The organism is Klebsiella sp. HN106 (assembly GCF_051209435.1).
Classification (GTDB): Bacteria; Pseudomonadota; Gammaproteobacteria; order Enterobacterales; family Enterobacteriaceae; genus Klebsiella; species Klebsiella oxytoca.
Map to the genome: position 1 here is coordinate 160,337 of NZ_JBLURD010000002.1, position 13,993 is coordinate 174,329.

At 52.3% G+C, this 13,993-nt stretch carries 20 protein-coding genes; all 20 read right to left on the minus strand.

Features of this window, described 5'->3' with window-relative positions:
- Positions 1-441 carry a DUF3277 family protein gene (locus ACSIPU_RS07325; RefSeq protein ID WP_004199809.1) on the minus strand — a complete coding sequence of 147 codons (441 nt, stop codon included), beginning with the start codon at positions 439-441 and terminating at the stop codon, positions 1-3.
- Positions 442-451: 10 nt separating this feature from the next.
- On the minus strand, positions 452-1,597 hold the full coding sequence (locus tag ACSIPU_RS07330; protein WP_319793336.1) for a DUF3383 family protein: 1,146 nt from the start codon (positions 1,595-1,597) through the stop codon (positions 452-454).
- Between the two features lie 3 nt (positions 1,598-1,600).
- Entirely contained in the window at positions 1,601-2,143 is a 543-nt protein-coding gene (locus ACSIPU_RS07335) for a phage neck terminator protein (RefSeq protein WP_406601682.1), read from the minus strand.
- Complete coding sequence (locus ACSIPU_RS07340; protein WP_207171709.1) at positions 2,136-2,522, minus strand: head-tail adaptor; 387 nt, start codon at positions 2,520-2,522, stop codon at positions 2,136-2,138. The genes ACSIPU_RS07335 and ACSIPU_RS07340 overlap by 8 nt, the downstream gene beginning before the upstream one ends.
- Complete coding sequence (locus tag ACSIPU_RS07345; protein ID WP_319793337.1) at positions 2,522-3,022, minus strand: hypothetical protein; 501 nt, start codon at positions 3,020-3,022, stop codon at positions 2,522-2,524. Before ACSIPU_RS07345 ends, ACSIPU_RS07340 begins: the two co-directional genes overlap by 1 nt.
- Entirely contained in the window at positions 3,022-3,438 is a 417-nt protein-coding gene (locus ACSIPU_RS07350; protein WP_319793338.1) for a DUF4054 domain-containing protein, read from the minus strand. Before ACSIPU_RS07350 ends, ACSIPU_RS07345 begins: the two co-directional genes overlap by 1 nt.
- A complete protein-coding gene (locus ACSIPU_RS07355; RefSeq protein WP_319793339.1) occupies positions 3,407-3,667 on the minus strand; it encodes an STY1053 family phage-associated protein in 261 nt (86 codons plus the stop codon). The genes ACSIPU_RS07350 and ACSIPU_RS07355 overlap by 32 nt, the downstream gene beginning before the upstream one ends.
- A gap of 45 nt (positions 3,668-3,712) precedes the next feature.
- Complete coding sequence (locus ACSIPU_RS07360; RefSeq protein WP_014837657.1) at positions 3,713-4,654, minus strand: DUF2184 domain-containing protein; 942 nt, start codon at positions 4,652-4,654, stop codon at positions 3,713-3,715.
- An 11-nt stretch (positions 4,655-4,665) separates the two neighbouring features.
- A complete protein-coding gene (locus ACSIPU_RS07365) occupies positions 4,666-5,160 on the minus strand; it encodes a structural cement protein Gp24 (protein ID WP_128350397.1) in 495 nt (164 codons plus the stop codon).
- A gap of 11 nt (positions 5,161-5,171) precedes the next feature.
- Entirely contained in the window at positions 5,172-6,371 is a 1,200-nt protein-coding gene (locus ACSIPU_RS07370) for a DUF2213 domain-containing protein (protein WP_319793439.1), read from the minus strand.
- Between the two features lie 959 nt (positions 6,372-7,330).
- Complete coding sequence (locus ACSIPU_RS07375; protein ID WP_207172829.1) at positions 7,331-7,879, minus strand: phage head morphogenesis protein; 549 nt, start codon at positions 7,877-7,879, stop codon at positions 7,331-7,333.
- 55 nt (positions 7,880-7,934) lie between these two features.
- The gene (locus ACSIPU_RS07380) at positions 7,935-9,386 is read right to left on the minus strand and encodes a DUF1073 domain-containing protein (protein WP_319793340.1); all 1,452 of its coding nucleotides are present in this window, start codon (positions 9,384-9,386) and stop codon (positions 7,935-7,937) included.
- Positions 9,387-9,619: 233 nt separating this feature from the next.
- The gene (locus ACSIPU_RS07385; RefSeq protein ID WP_319793341.1) at positions 9,620-11,020 is read right to left on the minus strand and encodes a PBSX family phage terminase large subunit; all 1,401 of its coding nucleotides are present in this window, start codon (positions 11,018-11,020) and stop codon (positions 9,620-9,622) included.
- Positions 10,971-11,468: a hypothetical protein gene (locus tag ACSIPU_RS07390; protein ID WP_224226768.1), complete on the minus strand. Its 498-nt coding sequence runs from the start codon at positions 11,466-11,468 to the stop codon at positions 10,971-10,973. The genes ACSIPU_RS07385 and ACSIPU_RS07390 overlap by 50 nt, the downstream gene beginning before the upstream one ends.
- Before the next feature lie 368 nt (positions 11,469-11,836).
- Positions 11,837-12,040, minus strand: coding sequence for a hypothetical protein (locus tag ACSIPU_RS07395; RefSeq protein ID WP_282388814.1), 204 nt, complete (start codon positions 12,038-12,040; stop codon positions 11,837-11,839).
- 201 nt (positions 12,041-12,241) lie between these two features.
- Positions 12,242-12,430: a hypothetical protein gene (locus ACSIPU_RS07400; protein ID WP_319793342.1), complete on the minus strand. Its 189-nt coding sequence runs from the start codon at positions 12,428-12,430 to the stop codon at positions 12,242-12,244.
- Complete coding sequence (locus ACSIPU_RS07405; protein WP_319793343.1) at positions 12,381-12,656, minus strand: hypothetical protein; 276 nt, start codon at positions 12,654-12,656, stop codon at positions 12,381-12,383. Before ACSIPU_RS07405 ends, ACSIPU_RS07400 begins: the two co-directional genes overlap by 50 nt.
- Positions 12,657-12,663: 7 nt before the next feature.
- Positions 12,664-13,290 (minus strand): glycoside hydrolase family 19 protein, encoded by a 627-nt coding sequence (locus ACSIPU_RS07410; RefSeq protein WP_319793344.1) that lies wholly within the window; start codon positions 13,288-13,290, stop codon positions 12,664-12,666.
- Positions 13,290-13,571, minus strand: a complete 282-nt coding sequence (locus ACSIPU_RS07415; protein WP_017145564.1) for a phage holin family protein — start codon at positions 13,569-13,571, stop codon at positions 13,290-13,292. Before ACSIPU_RS07415 ends, ACSIPU_RS07410 begins: the two co-directional genes overlap by 1 nt.
- Positions 13,558-13,953: a phage holin family protein gene (locus tag ACSIPU_RS07420; protein ID WP_064353266.1), complete on the minus strand. Its 396-nt coding sequence runs from the start codon at positions 13,951-13,953 to the stop codon at positions 13,558-13,560. Before ACSIPU_RS07420 ends, ACSIPU_RS07415 begins: the two co-directional genes overlap by 14 nt.
- Between the last annotated feature and the right edge of the window lie 40 nt (positions 13,954-13,993).

Consider the following 13,993-nt stretch of genomic DNA (forward strand, 5'->3'; position numbering starts at 1 on the left):
TTAAAACTCCCCCAGCAGCTGGTCAATCTTGCCGCAGTCAAAAACCCACGACACTGTGTTACCAACCTTTGCGTTGGCGTGATCCGGCTGTTTCTGGAAGGCGCAGGAACGCGCTGTCGAGATGTCGCCAGAGACTTTGTTTCGCACTACGATGACGTTGTTACCCCAGGTGGCTGAAGACTGGCTCTGTGCGTTGTACATCAGAGACAGTTTTTTGTTGACCGGGGAGGTCTTAAGCAGCGTTACCGTGATGGTGCCGCTCTTACCGGCGTGTAGGCTGTGCATCACTTCCCCGTCAGCGCCGACAGTCATGGTGTTTTTTGCCTCTGCCATGACTACGGTGATCCCCTCTTCGGAGTTCGCCGATCCGTAACCCAGATCGATACTGCCGGTCGGGCCCGTCAGGGATGCAGAGACGTCAATAAAAGAGTAAGTAGACATTTAGTTCCCCTTAACGAACCACGTTGATCTGTACGTCGCCATAGTGAATGGCACCCGCCAGCTTAATTGCCGCCTGAATCACCGGCGACTTACGCGCTTCCCTGTCGGATTGCGCCTGGTTGGCTACCGCGTCGGCGTAGACGTAATAACCCTTGGTCAGGGTATCGCCGGATTCAATCTGGCCAATCGGGCCACCGTTCCAGACACCCGGAGCAATGAGGCCGTTATTAACCGCCTGATCCAGTGAGGCTTCGACGTTGGTCATTAACCGGGTCACGCCTGCGTCGGTCTGCGGGATTTTGGTGGTCGAGGTGTAAAGCAGGTTATAGAGATTGGTCTGAACGTAGTTCTGCAGCCAGTCCAGACCATGCCGCTCATCAAAGAAATCACCGTTCGCCATCACACCCTGCTGGATAATTGCCGTATCGTTGGCGTAGTAGACGTAGACGTTACCGTTAATGGCATCAATGGCTGCGGCCTGTGCGGTTGTTAGCGTCTCGTAGGTAATACCCGGCTCAGTTTTAAATTTCAGGGTGATGGTGGTATTGCTGCCGGTGAAATTCACCGTGAATGCGCGGCCAAAGGCCGAGATAGCGGCGTATTTGCTGCTTGAACTGTACTGCCAGAATGTACGGGCATAGCCAGCGGCTTTCAGTTTGTAGCCGATATTGTCGGTATTGCCGGCCACCAGCACATTCACATCAGCAGTAGTAACGGCCAGAATGCGGCTTAAGCTGGATGCCTCAATAGCGGCAGCAACGGAAATCACGTCAGCCTCAACCACATCGGCGCTGTCGGCAATTGCCAGCCCGTACCAGTTGGTATACTGAAGGCAGGCATTAACGGCCTGTAGCAGCGTCTCTACGCTACCCTCTTCAGCAGAAACCACCGTCTTCGCCCAACGGCCGATATAGACCAGCGTCGGTTTTGGTGACTGTGAAAAGAAGATGGTCGCCGCTTCGTATTCCGGGGAGTCAACGCCAAAATCATCGCCGATATCTTCAATGGCCGAATACTGGCGAATGCGCTCAGTCAACGGAATAATGGTAGAGGTTCCCAGGATAAGGAGCGCACCGAAGTTACGCCCCGTTGCCGCAACGGCTGACATAATGACGTCAACATTCACGACATTGGAAACAGGTAAGCCCTGTGCCATGTTTTAATCTCCAAAGAATTGAACTGGCGCATCGACCAGCGATTGAATGCCGTACTGGCGGGTAATTTTTCGACGCAGGTCAACGCTGATATCGTAGCGGCGTACCCACTGGTTATTGATGAGTTCGGGAAGGTTGAGGATCCGCCCCTGCTGCATAAACGTCAGCCCGGAGCGGTTAAGTTCTTCGTTATTTTGCGCCACCAGCAGCCCGTCACGAAAGCGCGTTGCCGTTGCCAGTCCCTGAGGACCGTAGAAACACAGAATCAGGCTGATAGTCTCATGCGACCACTGAGCAGTGTTCTCTTCGCCCTGCACATATGCGGGGTTAAAGTCTTCCTGAATACCGGTAATGCCGAATGCACACCAGGTGGTGCCGTTTTTAGGTATCTGCTTTTGTGGGTCGGTCCAGCGTGGGTAAACCAGCTTGGCATCCAGCCCGGTCACGCAGCGAATCCAGCGACTGATTAACCGCTCCAGTTCCGTATCGTAGGGTGGTGAGTCACCGACCGGTGCCAGATAGCCAGCCGATCTGCTGTCATCACTCAATTGGCGTTCCTCCGTCGAATTCCAGCAGCTCGCAATGTGCCTGGACGAACCCGGCACCGTACGCCGTATACGGATCGACAAACGTCACGCGATACTCTCGCCCGCGATAAGTCACGATATCGGCATCTAAGCCGGGCTGGCCCTGCGTCAGTCTGAACTGTGTCACGATGAGGATTGCGCCGTTAATGTTCTGTCCGGCAGCCATGCGCTTTGCTTCAAGCGAACGGTCGACGGTCACCACCCCGGAGAACGGAATATCCTGAGGCGTGTTAATGGGGAAGTTATCCTCATCGACCGTCTGCGTCTGCCGGTGACATACCAGCGTCAGGTCGACAAAATCAGGGTCCAGCAGAACCTCTGTCACATCGAGAAAGGGCATTATTTTTTCCTCACGACGTATTGAATCGCACGCAACAGGAAGCCATGAGCATAGAGAGGCTTATTACCTCGCAAACCAGCAGCACGACGTCGCTGGAGCGTCTTTTCAGATAAGGGTTCCAGCCTCTCACCGTCACCAATAACCGCCTTTGCCGCATCGCGGGCAATCTGGCCTGCGGCTTCAAGGTGCTGCTCCGCCATTGCTGCGTTACCCTCAAGGGCTGACTGAGCCGCAAGCTTTAACCGCTCAGTGGTTTTGTCCCGAGAATCTTCTATACCCATGTCGAGAAACGGCCTGGGCGGAAGAGTTACGGTTTCACCGTCGATCTCCACGGTCGCGCCAGTAGATTGCAGGTAGCCAATTTCAGCGTTGCTCAGTGGGGAATCTTCACGCGGTGGACCCGCAGGAATACCCACCAGCACATCAGTACCGGAAAGCTTATTCAGCGCATCCAGAACATCGGCGTAATTATCTGAGCGTATCGAGAGTCCGCTTTTCATTACGGCGTCCCCAACTGAATTGCTCCTGCACCAAACAGCATCAGATATTCCCAGAATTCAGAACCATACCGGGAGTTGTTCCAGAAGCCCGCGTTAGGGTCCAGTGTCGCGCTGGCGTCATAGCTTACCGAAACCTTATCCACTGATTTTGAAGTCTGTACGCCGCTATTTGCGCCACCAGCAGTACCCACAGCCAAACCACGCATGTCAGCGGCGTAAAGGTACAGATAGTGCGCGACATATAGCCCGACGACGTAAGGGAAAATATCCTCACCAAAACGCGATTCACTCAACAGGACATCAGCGAGAGCAAGCCTCGCCTGAATCATGGGGGTGGGGTACTTTGTTTCGTCATCGAACTGTGGGAATGCGGCTCTGAACTGCTCAGGCGTCGGTAGACTTTGATTTCTTGCCATTGGTGGTAGTCTCCGCCAGCTTCGCTTCGAGTTCTGCAATACGCGCTTCGTACTCAGCAATGCGCGGATCTTCACCCACTGCCGGGGCCTCACCATCAGGTGAGCAATGCGCTTTTACAAACCAATGCTCTGCAATGGCATCATCAACGTCATGAAAGCCTGCAGCGAATGGCGTGATTTTGTCGCCGTCGTTGAAGTTAAACGCGGTCAGTACATAGATTCTCTTCATCGGGATTCCTTAGAAAAAAGCCCCTGTGAAGGGGCTGTATCTGGATTAAATGCCATCCATGTAGTTCAGGGTTTCCGGGTAAACCGGTTCAACTGCACCCAGCTTGCCGTAGTAGGTCACCAGCTGATACAGGCCGCGATACTGGATCGGGACGCTCTGCAGCGGAACCATCGGGAAGCGCACAAACTTCTTATCGTTGGTGTAAGCCACCATGCGATCAGTACCGCCCACACCGCGACCTTTCATCCATTTAACCGGACGAATGTTCAGCGGCTTGCCGTTCTGGTGGTAGGCGATGGTGTTCGTCTCCAGATAGGTCAGAAGAGACTGATTACCGGCGCTGGAAACGATGGTGCTCGCAATAAACGAATACTGTTCAGGCGGGATCAGCAAATCTTCCGGCACTTTGGAGTAAGCGGAACGAGCCCACGCATTGCTCAGTACCTGGTTAATGCTGGCGCGGATCTCGTCGGCAGTGGAGGTCGCCCACGTTTTGGTCGCGTTGGTCGGCGTTACCTGAGACAGATTAAGCAGACCTTTAGCGCCTTTCGCCGCATCACCGATATAAACCTGCTCATCGGTATCCATGTTCCACTTCAGCTGCATGCCATCGTACTTCTGGGTATCGATAGGACGCCCGACCTGTGCCGCAGCATTCAGTTCGATAACGGTCCAGCCAAGCTCCATGCCCCATAATTCCAGCGGGAAGCCCTTTTTCTCGATATCAACATTGACACCTGCAATCGCAGTGGCCAACGGGCTGATCCAGTTTTTACCGTTGGCGTTAGGTGTACCGGCAGCGGCAAAGGTGGTGTTGGTGAAGGAGCTAATTTCGTCAGCGATAGAAACGTCTTCACGCAGCTGAATATCACGGCTCCACGTCTGGGAGGTCAGTGGCAGGTTCAGCGTTTGATCGAGGCGCTCCAGCTCGTGAATCAGAAAGGCACCAGAACTGTCGACTGTTGCCTGGTCAAATGTCATTGGCATTTGCGATTTCCTTAAATGTTAAAGGCCAGTTCAATGTTGCCGTTGGCATCGCCAGGTCCATTGAAATAAGCGTTGGTGAGCTGAACGGTGTTTTCGCCATCAGCAGCAGCGAGGAAGGCACCCAGAGGACTGGTATCGGATGGAGTGGCTACACGCATATAAACCTCACCACCAAGCGCCACTGCGCTGGCATCCGCGCCGAGGTTCACCGTCACATAACCGCGCTTCATGCAGTCGCCCGCGAAGTTATAGCCAGTACCGATCTGACGTACCTTGTCAGGCTGCGAGGCTGTCGGGTACGGGCGAACATAGATACCCACCACAACAGCCGCCGTGTCAGCCGCCTCAATCGGCACAAATTTACCTGCGGAGAACTTTCCGGCGAGTCCGTAGGCGGCAAAAGCCTTCGTGCTGTCCAGTGTCTGAGGTTCAACCGTCAGATCCTGCGGACGTGAAATTGCACCGGCGATGCCCGAAGACATCCGGTAGAGAATAGTGTTGTCCATTGAATGCCTCGTTAGCGTTTAGCCCAGAGTTCCTTCGCGGCAGCGTTAATCTCCGCGATGGATTTGGTGGTGTTGGAGTTGATAGAGCGGAAGCCGTCAGCGGTTTTGGCTGCGGTATTACGGTTTTTCGCCACTTCAGAGACAGCATTGAATGCCATATCAACGGTGGCTTTTTTCAGTTTGCTGATATCGGCATCACCCACGATAGAGCGCACCATCGCCTGATCGGCAGTTGCCAGAACTGAACGCTTGAACGCGGTAGGCTTTGCCGTAGCAGGTAACTGAATGCCAGGCTGAATCAGATCGGCACGATACGCGGCATCACCAGTAACAGCCCCTTCCTTTTCGTCCTTCTCTTCGTCATCGTCGTCTGCATCACCTGTTGCAGATGCCGGGGCGAGTTTAGCGACCGCCTCGATCAGCGCTTTACCCCACGCGGGAATTTCTTCTTCAGCATCACCAGTCCCCGGAAGAGCTGGACCCGGCAGCGGGCTTTGCGGTGAGAGATTAATCACCACACCACCCGGCGTAATCGAAGAACTTACGTCGTCATCACCGGTAATGCTTTCCGGCGCGTTATCGACAAGATTCGCCATTTCAGCGGCGTCATTGGTTTTTCGGGCCTTAAGAAGCCGGGTAAACCAGTTTTTAGTTGTGCTTGGCATAGCATCCCCTATTTTGCAACGAAAGCCAGCACGCCCATTAGGGACGAGGGCCATATGGTTACCGGTTATCGCAGATTGAATTGCGAGGCCGGGTGAAATTTGTTCGTAGTCTGCGTCGTAACCACAGCTCACCTCATCATCGCCATCATCAATTGCCTGGAGTCCTTCAGGGCTTTTGACAATGACATCAGCAAGCAGAAGATCGGACTTGTCGCCCTCCCCGCGCCTGACGTTCTGAATGTGTCCGTGCGCCAGAAGTCGCCAGTTCTCAGGAGCAACAAAAATAATGTCGCCATTGAAATCTCGCGGGTGACCTATCGTTACGGCCATGCCTTCAAAGGACGCCATGGCTCGCTCGCTAAACACCTGTTCAGGTGTCCGCCGTACGATGATTTTCCCCCGCGCATCAGGGGTAAGCTCTGGGCGCTCGGTTTTGTCGTACTCCTGCTCTCCTGTACGGCCGATCGGCACATCCTTGAACAGCACTGAGCCATCAGCGAGCTGGAAACGAGTGTTCCCCAGGCGGGTTTTAAAGAAATATTTCATGGTGTGTCGCCCTGTATCGGCGTCGCCGGTTTTGCCGCCTTTGCGTTGATATCTACGTGATATATCCAGAAATGCTTTTGGGTTGTTATTCAGGAATCGCAGTAACAAATCTCTTGCATCCTTATTTTCAGATGCCTCATTGAAAAGCTGTCGAACCTTTGAATTGAATCTGGCATCGCTGTCGCTTTTTGGTGGTTTTTCCAGTTCGGCTTTCCAGCTTCGGTAGGCAACGCTCTGCTTTTCATTCAGGCTGATTTTGTACTTACCTTCAAATTCCGGTTTCGGCTTCGTCAACTCGTTAACTGGCGTTGATTTTTCCGGCTGCGTTTCTTTATTCTTGGTCTGGGTGATGCTCTGCCCATTAAATTTCCCTCCCATCCCGGCTTTGACAACCCCATCCTCGCCAATCAAAACCGGTGTACCCGTCCCGCCGTTGGGGTGGACGGTTATCCACCTGTCCTCATCGATAAAATTGATTCTCACCATTGGGACTCCCGGGGGGCGTAATAAAAAGGCCGCTCATTGGCGACCTTCAGTAAAGAGATAATTGTTCGAAATACCGGGCTATTTAACATAATGGTTCTTACCCGCACCACCGAAAATGGACTGGATTAAAATGTCCCGCTAAAGCCCTGAAACCAGCATTTATCTGGACAGAAATGAATCCTTTTCGAACACAACATTTTGATAACATTTGACGGGTATGAGGCTTCGGTTAGATTCGCGGGTGAAAGCTGTATTTTCTAAAGTTATTACCTACAGTTTTGTGATGCTCTTTATCACTATTCGTAAAACCTTGGGATTTGCTTGTTGAGCAACGAGAAGCAAGTACCTGGAGTGCTCTTCAATAATCTCGCCATCAGCACAGGATGGCTCAGTGTAGAAGCTGCTATTGCCGCTATACACAGCAACTCCATCTTTGTTAATACCCTCGAAATAAGTGTAATAGTTGTGTTTACTCATTTTCTCGGCTCCGGTATCTGAACTTCCGACCAGCATTTGCAGTTAGGCAAACATCCCGCGTGGCCGGTCATTCCGTCGAGTGTTGGCGGGTTATCCCAGCGCACAAACTTATCTTTCATTTTGCGGTGTGATGGTCGGGTGCCAGCCCCTTCGATACGCCACCAGTAACCTTCAGAACCAACGGCCAGCGCTCGCGCCTGAGTCAGTGCACCGGTTGCGCGTCCAATCTCAGTGCGGGCTATCATTCTGGCCCTGCTGGCTGCAACGTCGCCGGACTGCATGATCATCTCATAGAGCTGATCCGGTCGCTCACCGTTGATAACGGCCTGTATCGCCCGCTGCTGAATGTCCTTAACCCGGTCTGCGGCTTCTATCGGTAGTGACTTCATCAGCTGAATCTGGCGATACACGATATCCTGAGCCACCATACCGACAGGCGTGTTACCCACCACATCGCGCAGCCCAGCGGAGATTTCTTCCGAGACAGAGCGCCACTGGCTCCACTCTTCTTTTTCTACCTGGGCGAACATCTTGCGGCCAACCATTTCGGCCCAATCGTCAATTATCCCGGAATAGTCAACCAGCGTGTTAGCAATGCTGTCAGCGCTTGCCTGTGAACCATCGTAAGAGGCCGTGACGATTTGATTTATCTGGTCGACTATCGCCAACAGGCTTTTGTGATACTGACGCTCCGATCGTCGGCGGAGGTTCGGTTTCAGATTCAGCCTCCTCCCACTCTTTCGCCGCATTTGCTATATCCTCATCAGAAATTGATGCACCTACGCCAGTGACGTCAGACATCTCTCTAAGGTCTGTCAGCGCAGCAGCCGGAGACATACCCAACTCACGCACAGCAGTAGCCAGCGCAGTAGTCGTATTGGTCGCTACCGTGGAGCGGTCGGTATCGCTCATCTGCCACAGGGGATTAAACTCAAAGGTGAAATCTTCCGGCAGCGGTTCGCCAAACTCCGAGCGATGCAGTACATCGAATAGCAAGCGGATGTGAGGCCGTAAATCTCGCTCCTGAAGCGTGCCAACGTCGTCGTAGTAGTTCGCAAGGTCAGCATCACCGGTTGAGAACCCCTTCGGCGACTGACGGAACAGACGAACAAGCGGGATTCCAACAGCCCCCGCAATATCTTCTTTAAACTCGCCAAGCAGGTCTGAAAGGCCCGCGAAAGAATATGAGTGAGTTTCAAATTCGTCCTCCGAATCAAACAGGGACATGCCCTCGTTCGTCTGGAACTGGCGGACCATATCCATATTTTTAATCAGCGCTTCGAATGGCTTACCGCCCACGGCGATAATCTCACGCAGCTTTTTAATCTTTGCCGTTCGCAGATGCGCCTTGTACGCCAACTGAGCAGCGCCAACGCTGGTACTGTCATAGGATGTCAGGCGGTCGAAAATACGCTCGACTATGGACATGCCCCACTCGTTCTCAGTGATTTTCTGCTGATAAGGCAGTTTCACACCATCCATGCGAATCAGGCGGCTGTGATGGACGGTCCACGCTGGAAGCCCCTGCGCTGTCGTCACGATGTCGTAGAACTCAGGCTTGCCGAGGTTAGGCCCAAGCGCTTTAATGCGCCTGGTGAGCTGCGGGTTAATCATCCAGCGGTCAAGTACGGCCAGCCCTTTAAAACTGCCCTTGCCAACCTTGTCCAGAATCAGCGGCGTCAGTGGTGCCTGCCCTTCAATCAGGATCAGCGCTACAGCCCCGCCATATAGCCTGGACCACTTCAACGTTTCGTTGATGCAATCCCACAACTGAAGCTCATCAAAGCGTGATTCCAGAATGCCACGGCGTTTCGGGTCAATCTCGCTGGTAATGCGGACGCCCTTTTTGGTCATGTCGTCCGCTTTCGAATCGACAGCAGCGCCAATAATCCAGGAGGAACGATAAGCCCACTCAATAAGCAGGCGGTTGCGGCTTGTATAGTTTGCCCGGTAGGTCGATGCGGCATGCTGGTTTGGCTGCTGCATGCCGACACGGGCAATAAAGTTATCGTACGAATCCGCCGTGGCGACTCGTACCGTTTTTTTCGCCATGGTGATACTCCGGTTTTTCGATACCCGTGACGGATCAGATAATTTGTTAAAAATCGGCCCGATTTAACATAATGACTGTTACCCGCACCAGCCAGATCCCTCCCATGATGAAATGTCCACCAAAGGCTTATTTCACTGGATTAAGTGGCTAAAAGCGCGTGAATAAAACATGCATAAACAGGGTCAAAAAATGAATAGCGTTAATTTTGCTCGAAGCGGCTATTTTCTGGTGTTTAGCTGTTTCCCAACGCTTCCCAGATATCCATAGCCGTATCGGTAGGAGCGAACGCCATGATGAAGGCATCGGCCACGTTCGGCGATGGCACATCACGCTTTGCGAGGTCCTTTTTGCTCTCCACCATCACGCGACCGTTTTTATCAAAGTCACGGTGTGGGGTGGTAAGTTCCAGCTTGAGCTTTTCCAGCAGCGGGCAGGATGAGTCGATGCTTATCAGCTCATCTACCGGGTACTGCTCACCATTGTTTATGGCGTTGAAGGTGTTACGGAAGCGGTCGGCCACCAACCACCAGGCTTGCGCTTTTAGGTTGGCGAAAAAGTCTTTATTCGGAATGCCAATGTATTCATTGTCCGGCTCGTTCACGCCAGCACCAGCATTGAATCGCTGGTAGTTAATGCGTGAAGCGTTCATGTTCTCACGCTTCCGATCCTCGTTTATCTCTGAGAATTTGGCACCAGCGGAAGCGCCCACCCCTATCGAGTCGTACACGATATCAGCATCACGCCCCAGAGCCGCCTGATAAGTTCGCTGGCAGCTCTTAAGCAATTCGTCTTCTTTCGCCTTCCACTCATCCGCCCAGTACACGACAGAGCCATGGCGATAGACGTTAGCGCACTTATCTGCACCGCTATCAGCAACATCGAAACCAATACGCTTACGCCCGCTTGGCTCGAAGTTAAGAATCTTATGCGCATCTACTGCCGCCTCTATCCATGACAGCTTAATAATAGCCGCATCATCATCAGACTCCGGCACCCCCTCGTAGACGTGCTTAAATCCATCCGGATCGCGCCGCTTGGCGGCCTCGATGACCTTCAGCATTGTGTCAGACAGGAACGGGTTTTCGTCGTAGTTGATTTTGCGTATCAGCGTATCTTCGGGAGGGTCGACCACAAAGTTACGCCATACGAAATCAGTGACCAGTCCAGGGTTAAAGATGAACCAACATTCTGAGCCCTCTTTACGGATGGTAGGCTCCAGTATCTTCCACTGGTACTCCGTCAGCGCGTGGGCCTCTTCAAGCCACAGCACGCTGATACCCTCCAGAGACTTAATCTCTTCAATGTTGCGCCAGAGCCCATAAAACACGAACTCAGACCCGGTGACCCGGTTAATAATTTTGTTGTTCAGAATGCGGAAGCGATGACGCAGGCCAAAACGCTCAATCTGTATTTTGAGCAGGGTATAAACCGACTCTTCAATTTTGTTCTGGATCTGACGGGCGCAACAAAAACGTAGGTTGTATTTGTTTGACAGGAATATAGCAAACCCAGCAGCATCCCATGATTTTGACGATGACCGGCCACCGAAAAGCACCTTGTTACGTGCCTGGGTAGTCCAGAAGTTACGCAGAGTCGGATTCAGCGTCGGTCTGGATGTCAGAGTAGAAGTCATTGAGGTCGCGCTCTCCGTTACCATCATCAATACCAGCATCACGGCGCAGGCGATCAGCCTCAAGAGACACCTTCTCAGTGGCGGCCTTGCGGTAGTCAGTATCAGCAAAGATTTTGCCAACCGTGGCCAGAGTGCCGACGATAGACTCAATCCGTACTGTGTTGCGCATCATGGCTTTGTCTGCCGCCACTATCAGTGCCTGAAGTTTGTCCCGCGCCTCATCGCTTTCCGCATCATCCATTAGGGTTATCCAGCGGCCTATATTCTCAGCTGCCGTCAGGTTATTAGCCCTGAGACGGAATAATTCATCCTCCAACTGTAGGGCTCGGGCATCTTCTATAACCTCATCTTTAAGAAGAAGGCGACGGGCATAACCACCGTGCTTTAATGCATGCTGGTTACCGGGCTTGAATGGGTTGGACGGAGGATCGGTACGCGATCCGCGAATCGGTTTCGTATCGTGTGGAGGTTCAGCTTTTGGTTGCGTACTTTTTTGTGTACGGCTAGCGCTGGCAGGCTTTTCGCTGGTACGCGCCTTGCTTTTTTGCGTACCACTTTGCGTACCGTTTTTGCGTACTTGCGTACCAGCCTTGCGTACCCAACCAAACTTCTTAGCTTTCTTCCTGATAGCCCCTTCAGTTACGCCGTATTGCTCGCCTATATCACGGAGAACAAGGACTCCGGCCCGGTATGCCGATTCGATGGCCTCCCAGTCCGGTTTTGACATGGTTCTTGTCCTTCTGTTAAAGCCATTAAAAAAGCCACCAGTAGGTGGCCTTTGTGATGGCTATAAATAGCTCAATAAGGCAGTTCTACTCACTTGCCTTTCATCGCCTCTTCAATAGCATCTGCCAAGGACTCAACATTTGCGATAGCAAATTTCATGTCCTTTTCTAGTTTGTCTCTCCCTGTGTAGCTGGAAGAGGCTGATACCGATGCTTTGATAATTTCTAAAGCTGCTTTTACAATTTCACCGCGGTTACGCTCTTCTTTTGTCGCGTAGGCATAGTTTTCAAACATGTTTAATCTCCATATAAACCATGCATATCATGGTACTTCTAATATTGGCGACTAATTTTAAATTTCAACGCGATAAGTTGTTTGAGGTCACAAAATTTGACTCTTTCCTGCTATGTTCAGTTCCCCGAATCCCATCTAATTGGCTATTCGCTCTTTTGAAAGCAGAGGCCGGTAATGTGGATTATTTATCCCGATGTGGGATTAAAATGTGGGGTTAAGATTTGGGCAGTTAGCCTGCACTGATTTGTTATGCGCCAGAATGTCGCGCTTCGTCTGACGGTCGAGAACATCGATATCGTGGTCTGTTAGGTAGATAATCCGTACCCAGTTGCACGCGGTATCAACGACTACCGGGGCGGGTAAATTGCTCGCGCAGCTCCCGATCAACATCGTCATCAGGCATATGGCTAACAGTCTGCTGTACATTGCTGGCCTCTTTGGTGACTTCTGCTTTTCTTGCTGCTGCGGCAACGGTAGCAGCGGCATTATCTTCGGTTCGTTGCTGATCGGCTTTGGCTTCCGCTTTATTAGTACCTTGCGCATGGCCTAACCCAAATGCGCCAGCGACAATGGCCAGCAACGCAGTTGCCAGACCAATAATCATTTCAATGCCCATGAGAACCTCACACCAGAACAGATTTAGCTTTCAGGAATCGGGCGCGTCGGTCATCAATGCCGTTCTGACCACCATTGATAATCTGAGTCACGCGCACTAAATCGCCCGGATATTTCAAACAACCGCTTGAGGTATAGAACCATGCGGCGCTGCGGGCTGCGTTAATATCTTTCTCCAGCAGTTCAGGGTTGCTGACTAAATCGAGTCTTAGCGCAGTGCCACATCTCAGGTAGTTATCCAGGAAGGTGATTTGCTTCAGTCCTCGCCCGCGATATTTCCAGCCATCACCTGCTGACTTATTGCCGTAGCGATTGCTGTAGGCCAGATTTGCGATTGCTCTCTGGCGTTCAAGCGGTAGCACCTTCTCCGATGATTTGCGCCCGAGTGAGTTTGCCTGGTCCTGCGTGATACGCTTTGCCTTCACAAAACCAGCCAGTCCGGCAACGCTGTAGTTAAAACTTTCGACCAGCTGGGTAAATGACGTGCTTTCGTGCCCACACTGCGCTATGAACATCGCCTGATCGAGTGGAGCAGTGATACCGAATTCTTTCATCGCAGCATCAATGTGCGGAAACCAGCGCGCAGCTAACCCGGCGCTTATACCAGCCGCCTTCTGGAATTGTGATTTGTTCATCAGTGCCTCAGTGCATCAACCAGTCGCGCCACATTCCCCCTGAACCAGAGAACCGCGCCGCAGATAAGAATGTTCGCCAGCACCACCAGCCAGTGGGATGACTCGTACAGGCCAAACAGGAAACGGAAAGGGATGCTGGCGTAAACCAGCACAGTGAAGTAAGCCATCAGCGATATCATGGGGCGGTGTCTTGACCCGTCGCGCCGGTAGAACATCAACGCAACAACAATTACAGCGCATATCACCGCATTGATGATTGCGCTCGGATCACTTGTTACCATTGCTTGTCCCTCCTCCACGTAAGCGAGAGAGAATCCCAAACAGGCTACCCAGGTCCTGACTGTTAACGAATGTCAGCAATTTAATGGCTATGGCTGCAACGATTACAGCACCTAGTGCATCAAGCGGCCTGTCGCTATACCCCGTCCATTTTGAGAAGTACGAACCAAGGAGAGGCGCGCCGATAACGCCGAAGATGAATGACGTGATGAAGTATCCCACCAGCTTAATGCGGCTAATATTCACCGCCGTTGCTACATAGAACACCGCACCAGCGAACGCACCAAACACCACGCCATAATCAATGCCAGTTGCAAGGCCGAACATGCTGGCCCCCATAAGCCCACCAGCCGCTACCGTAGTGCCAGAAACAGGATCGGACATTTAGCCCCCTCTATTGCTGTGAGTCCTCTCAAAACGAGGG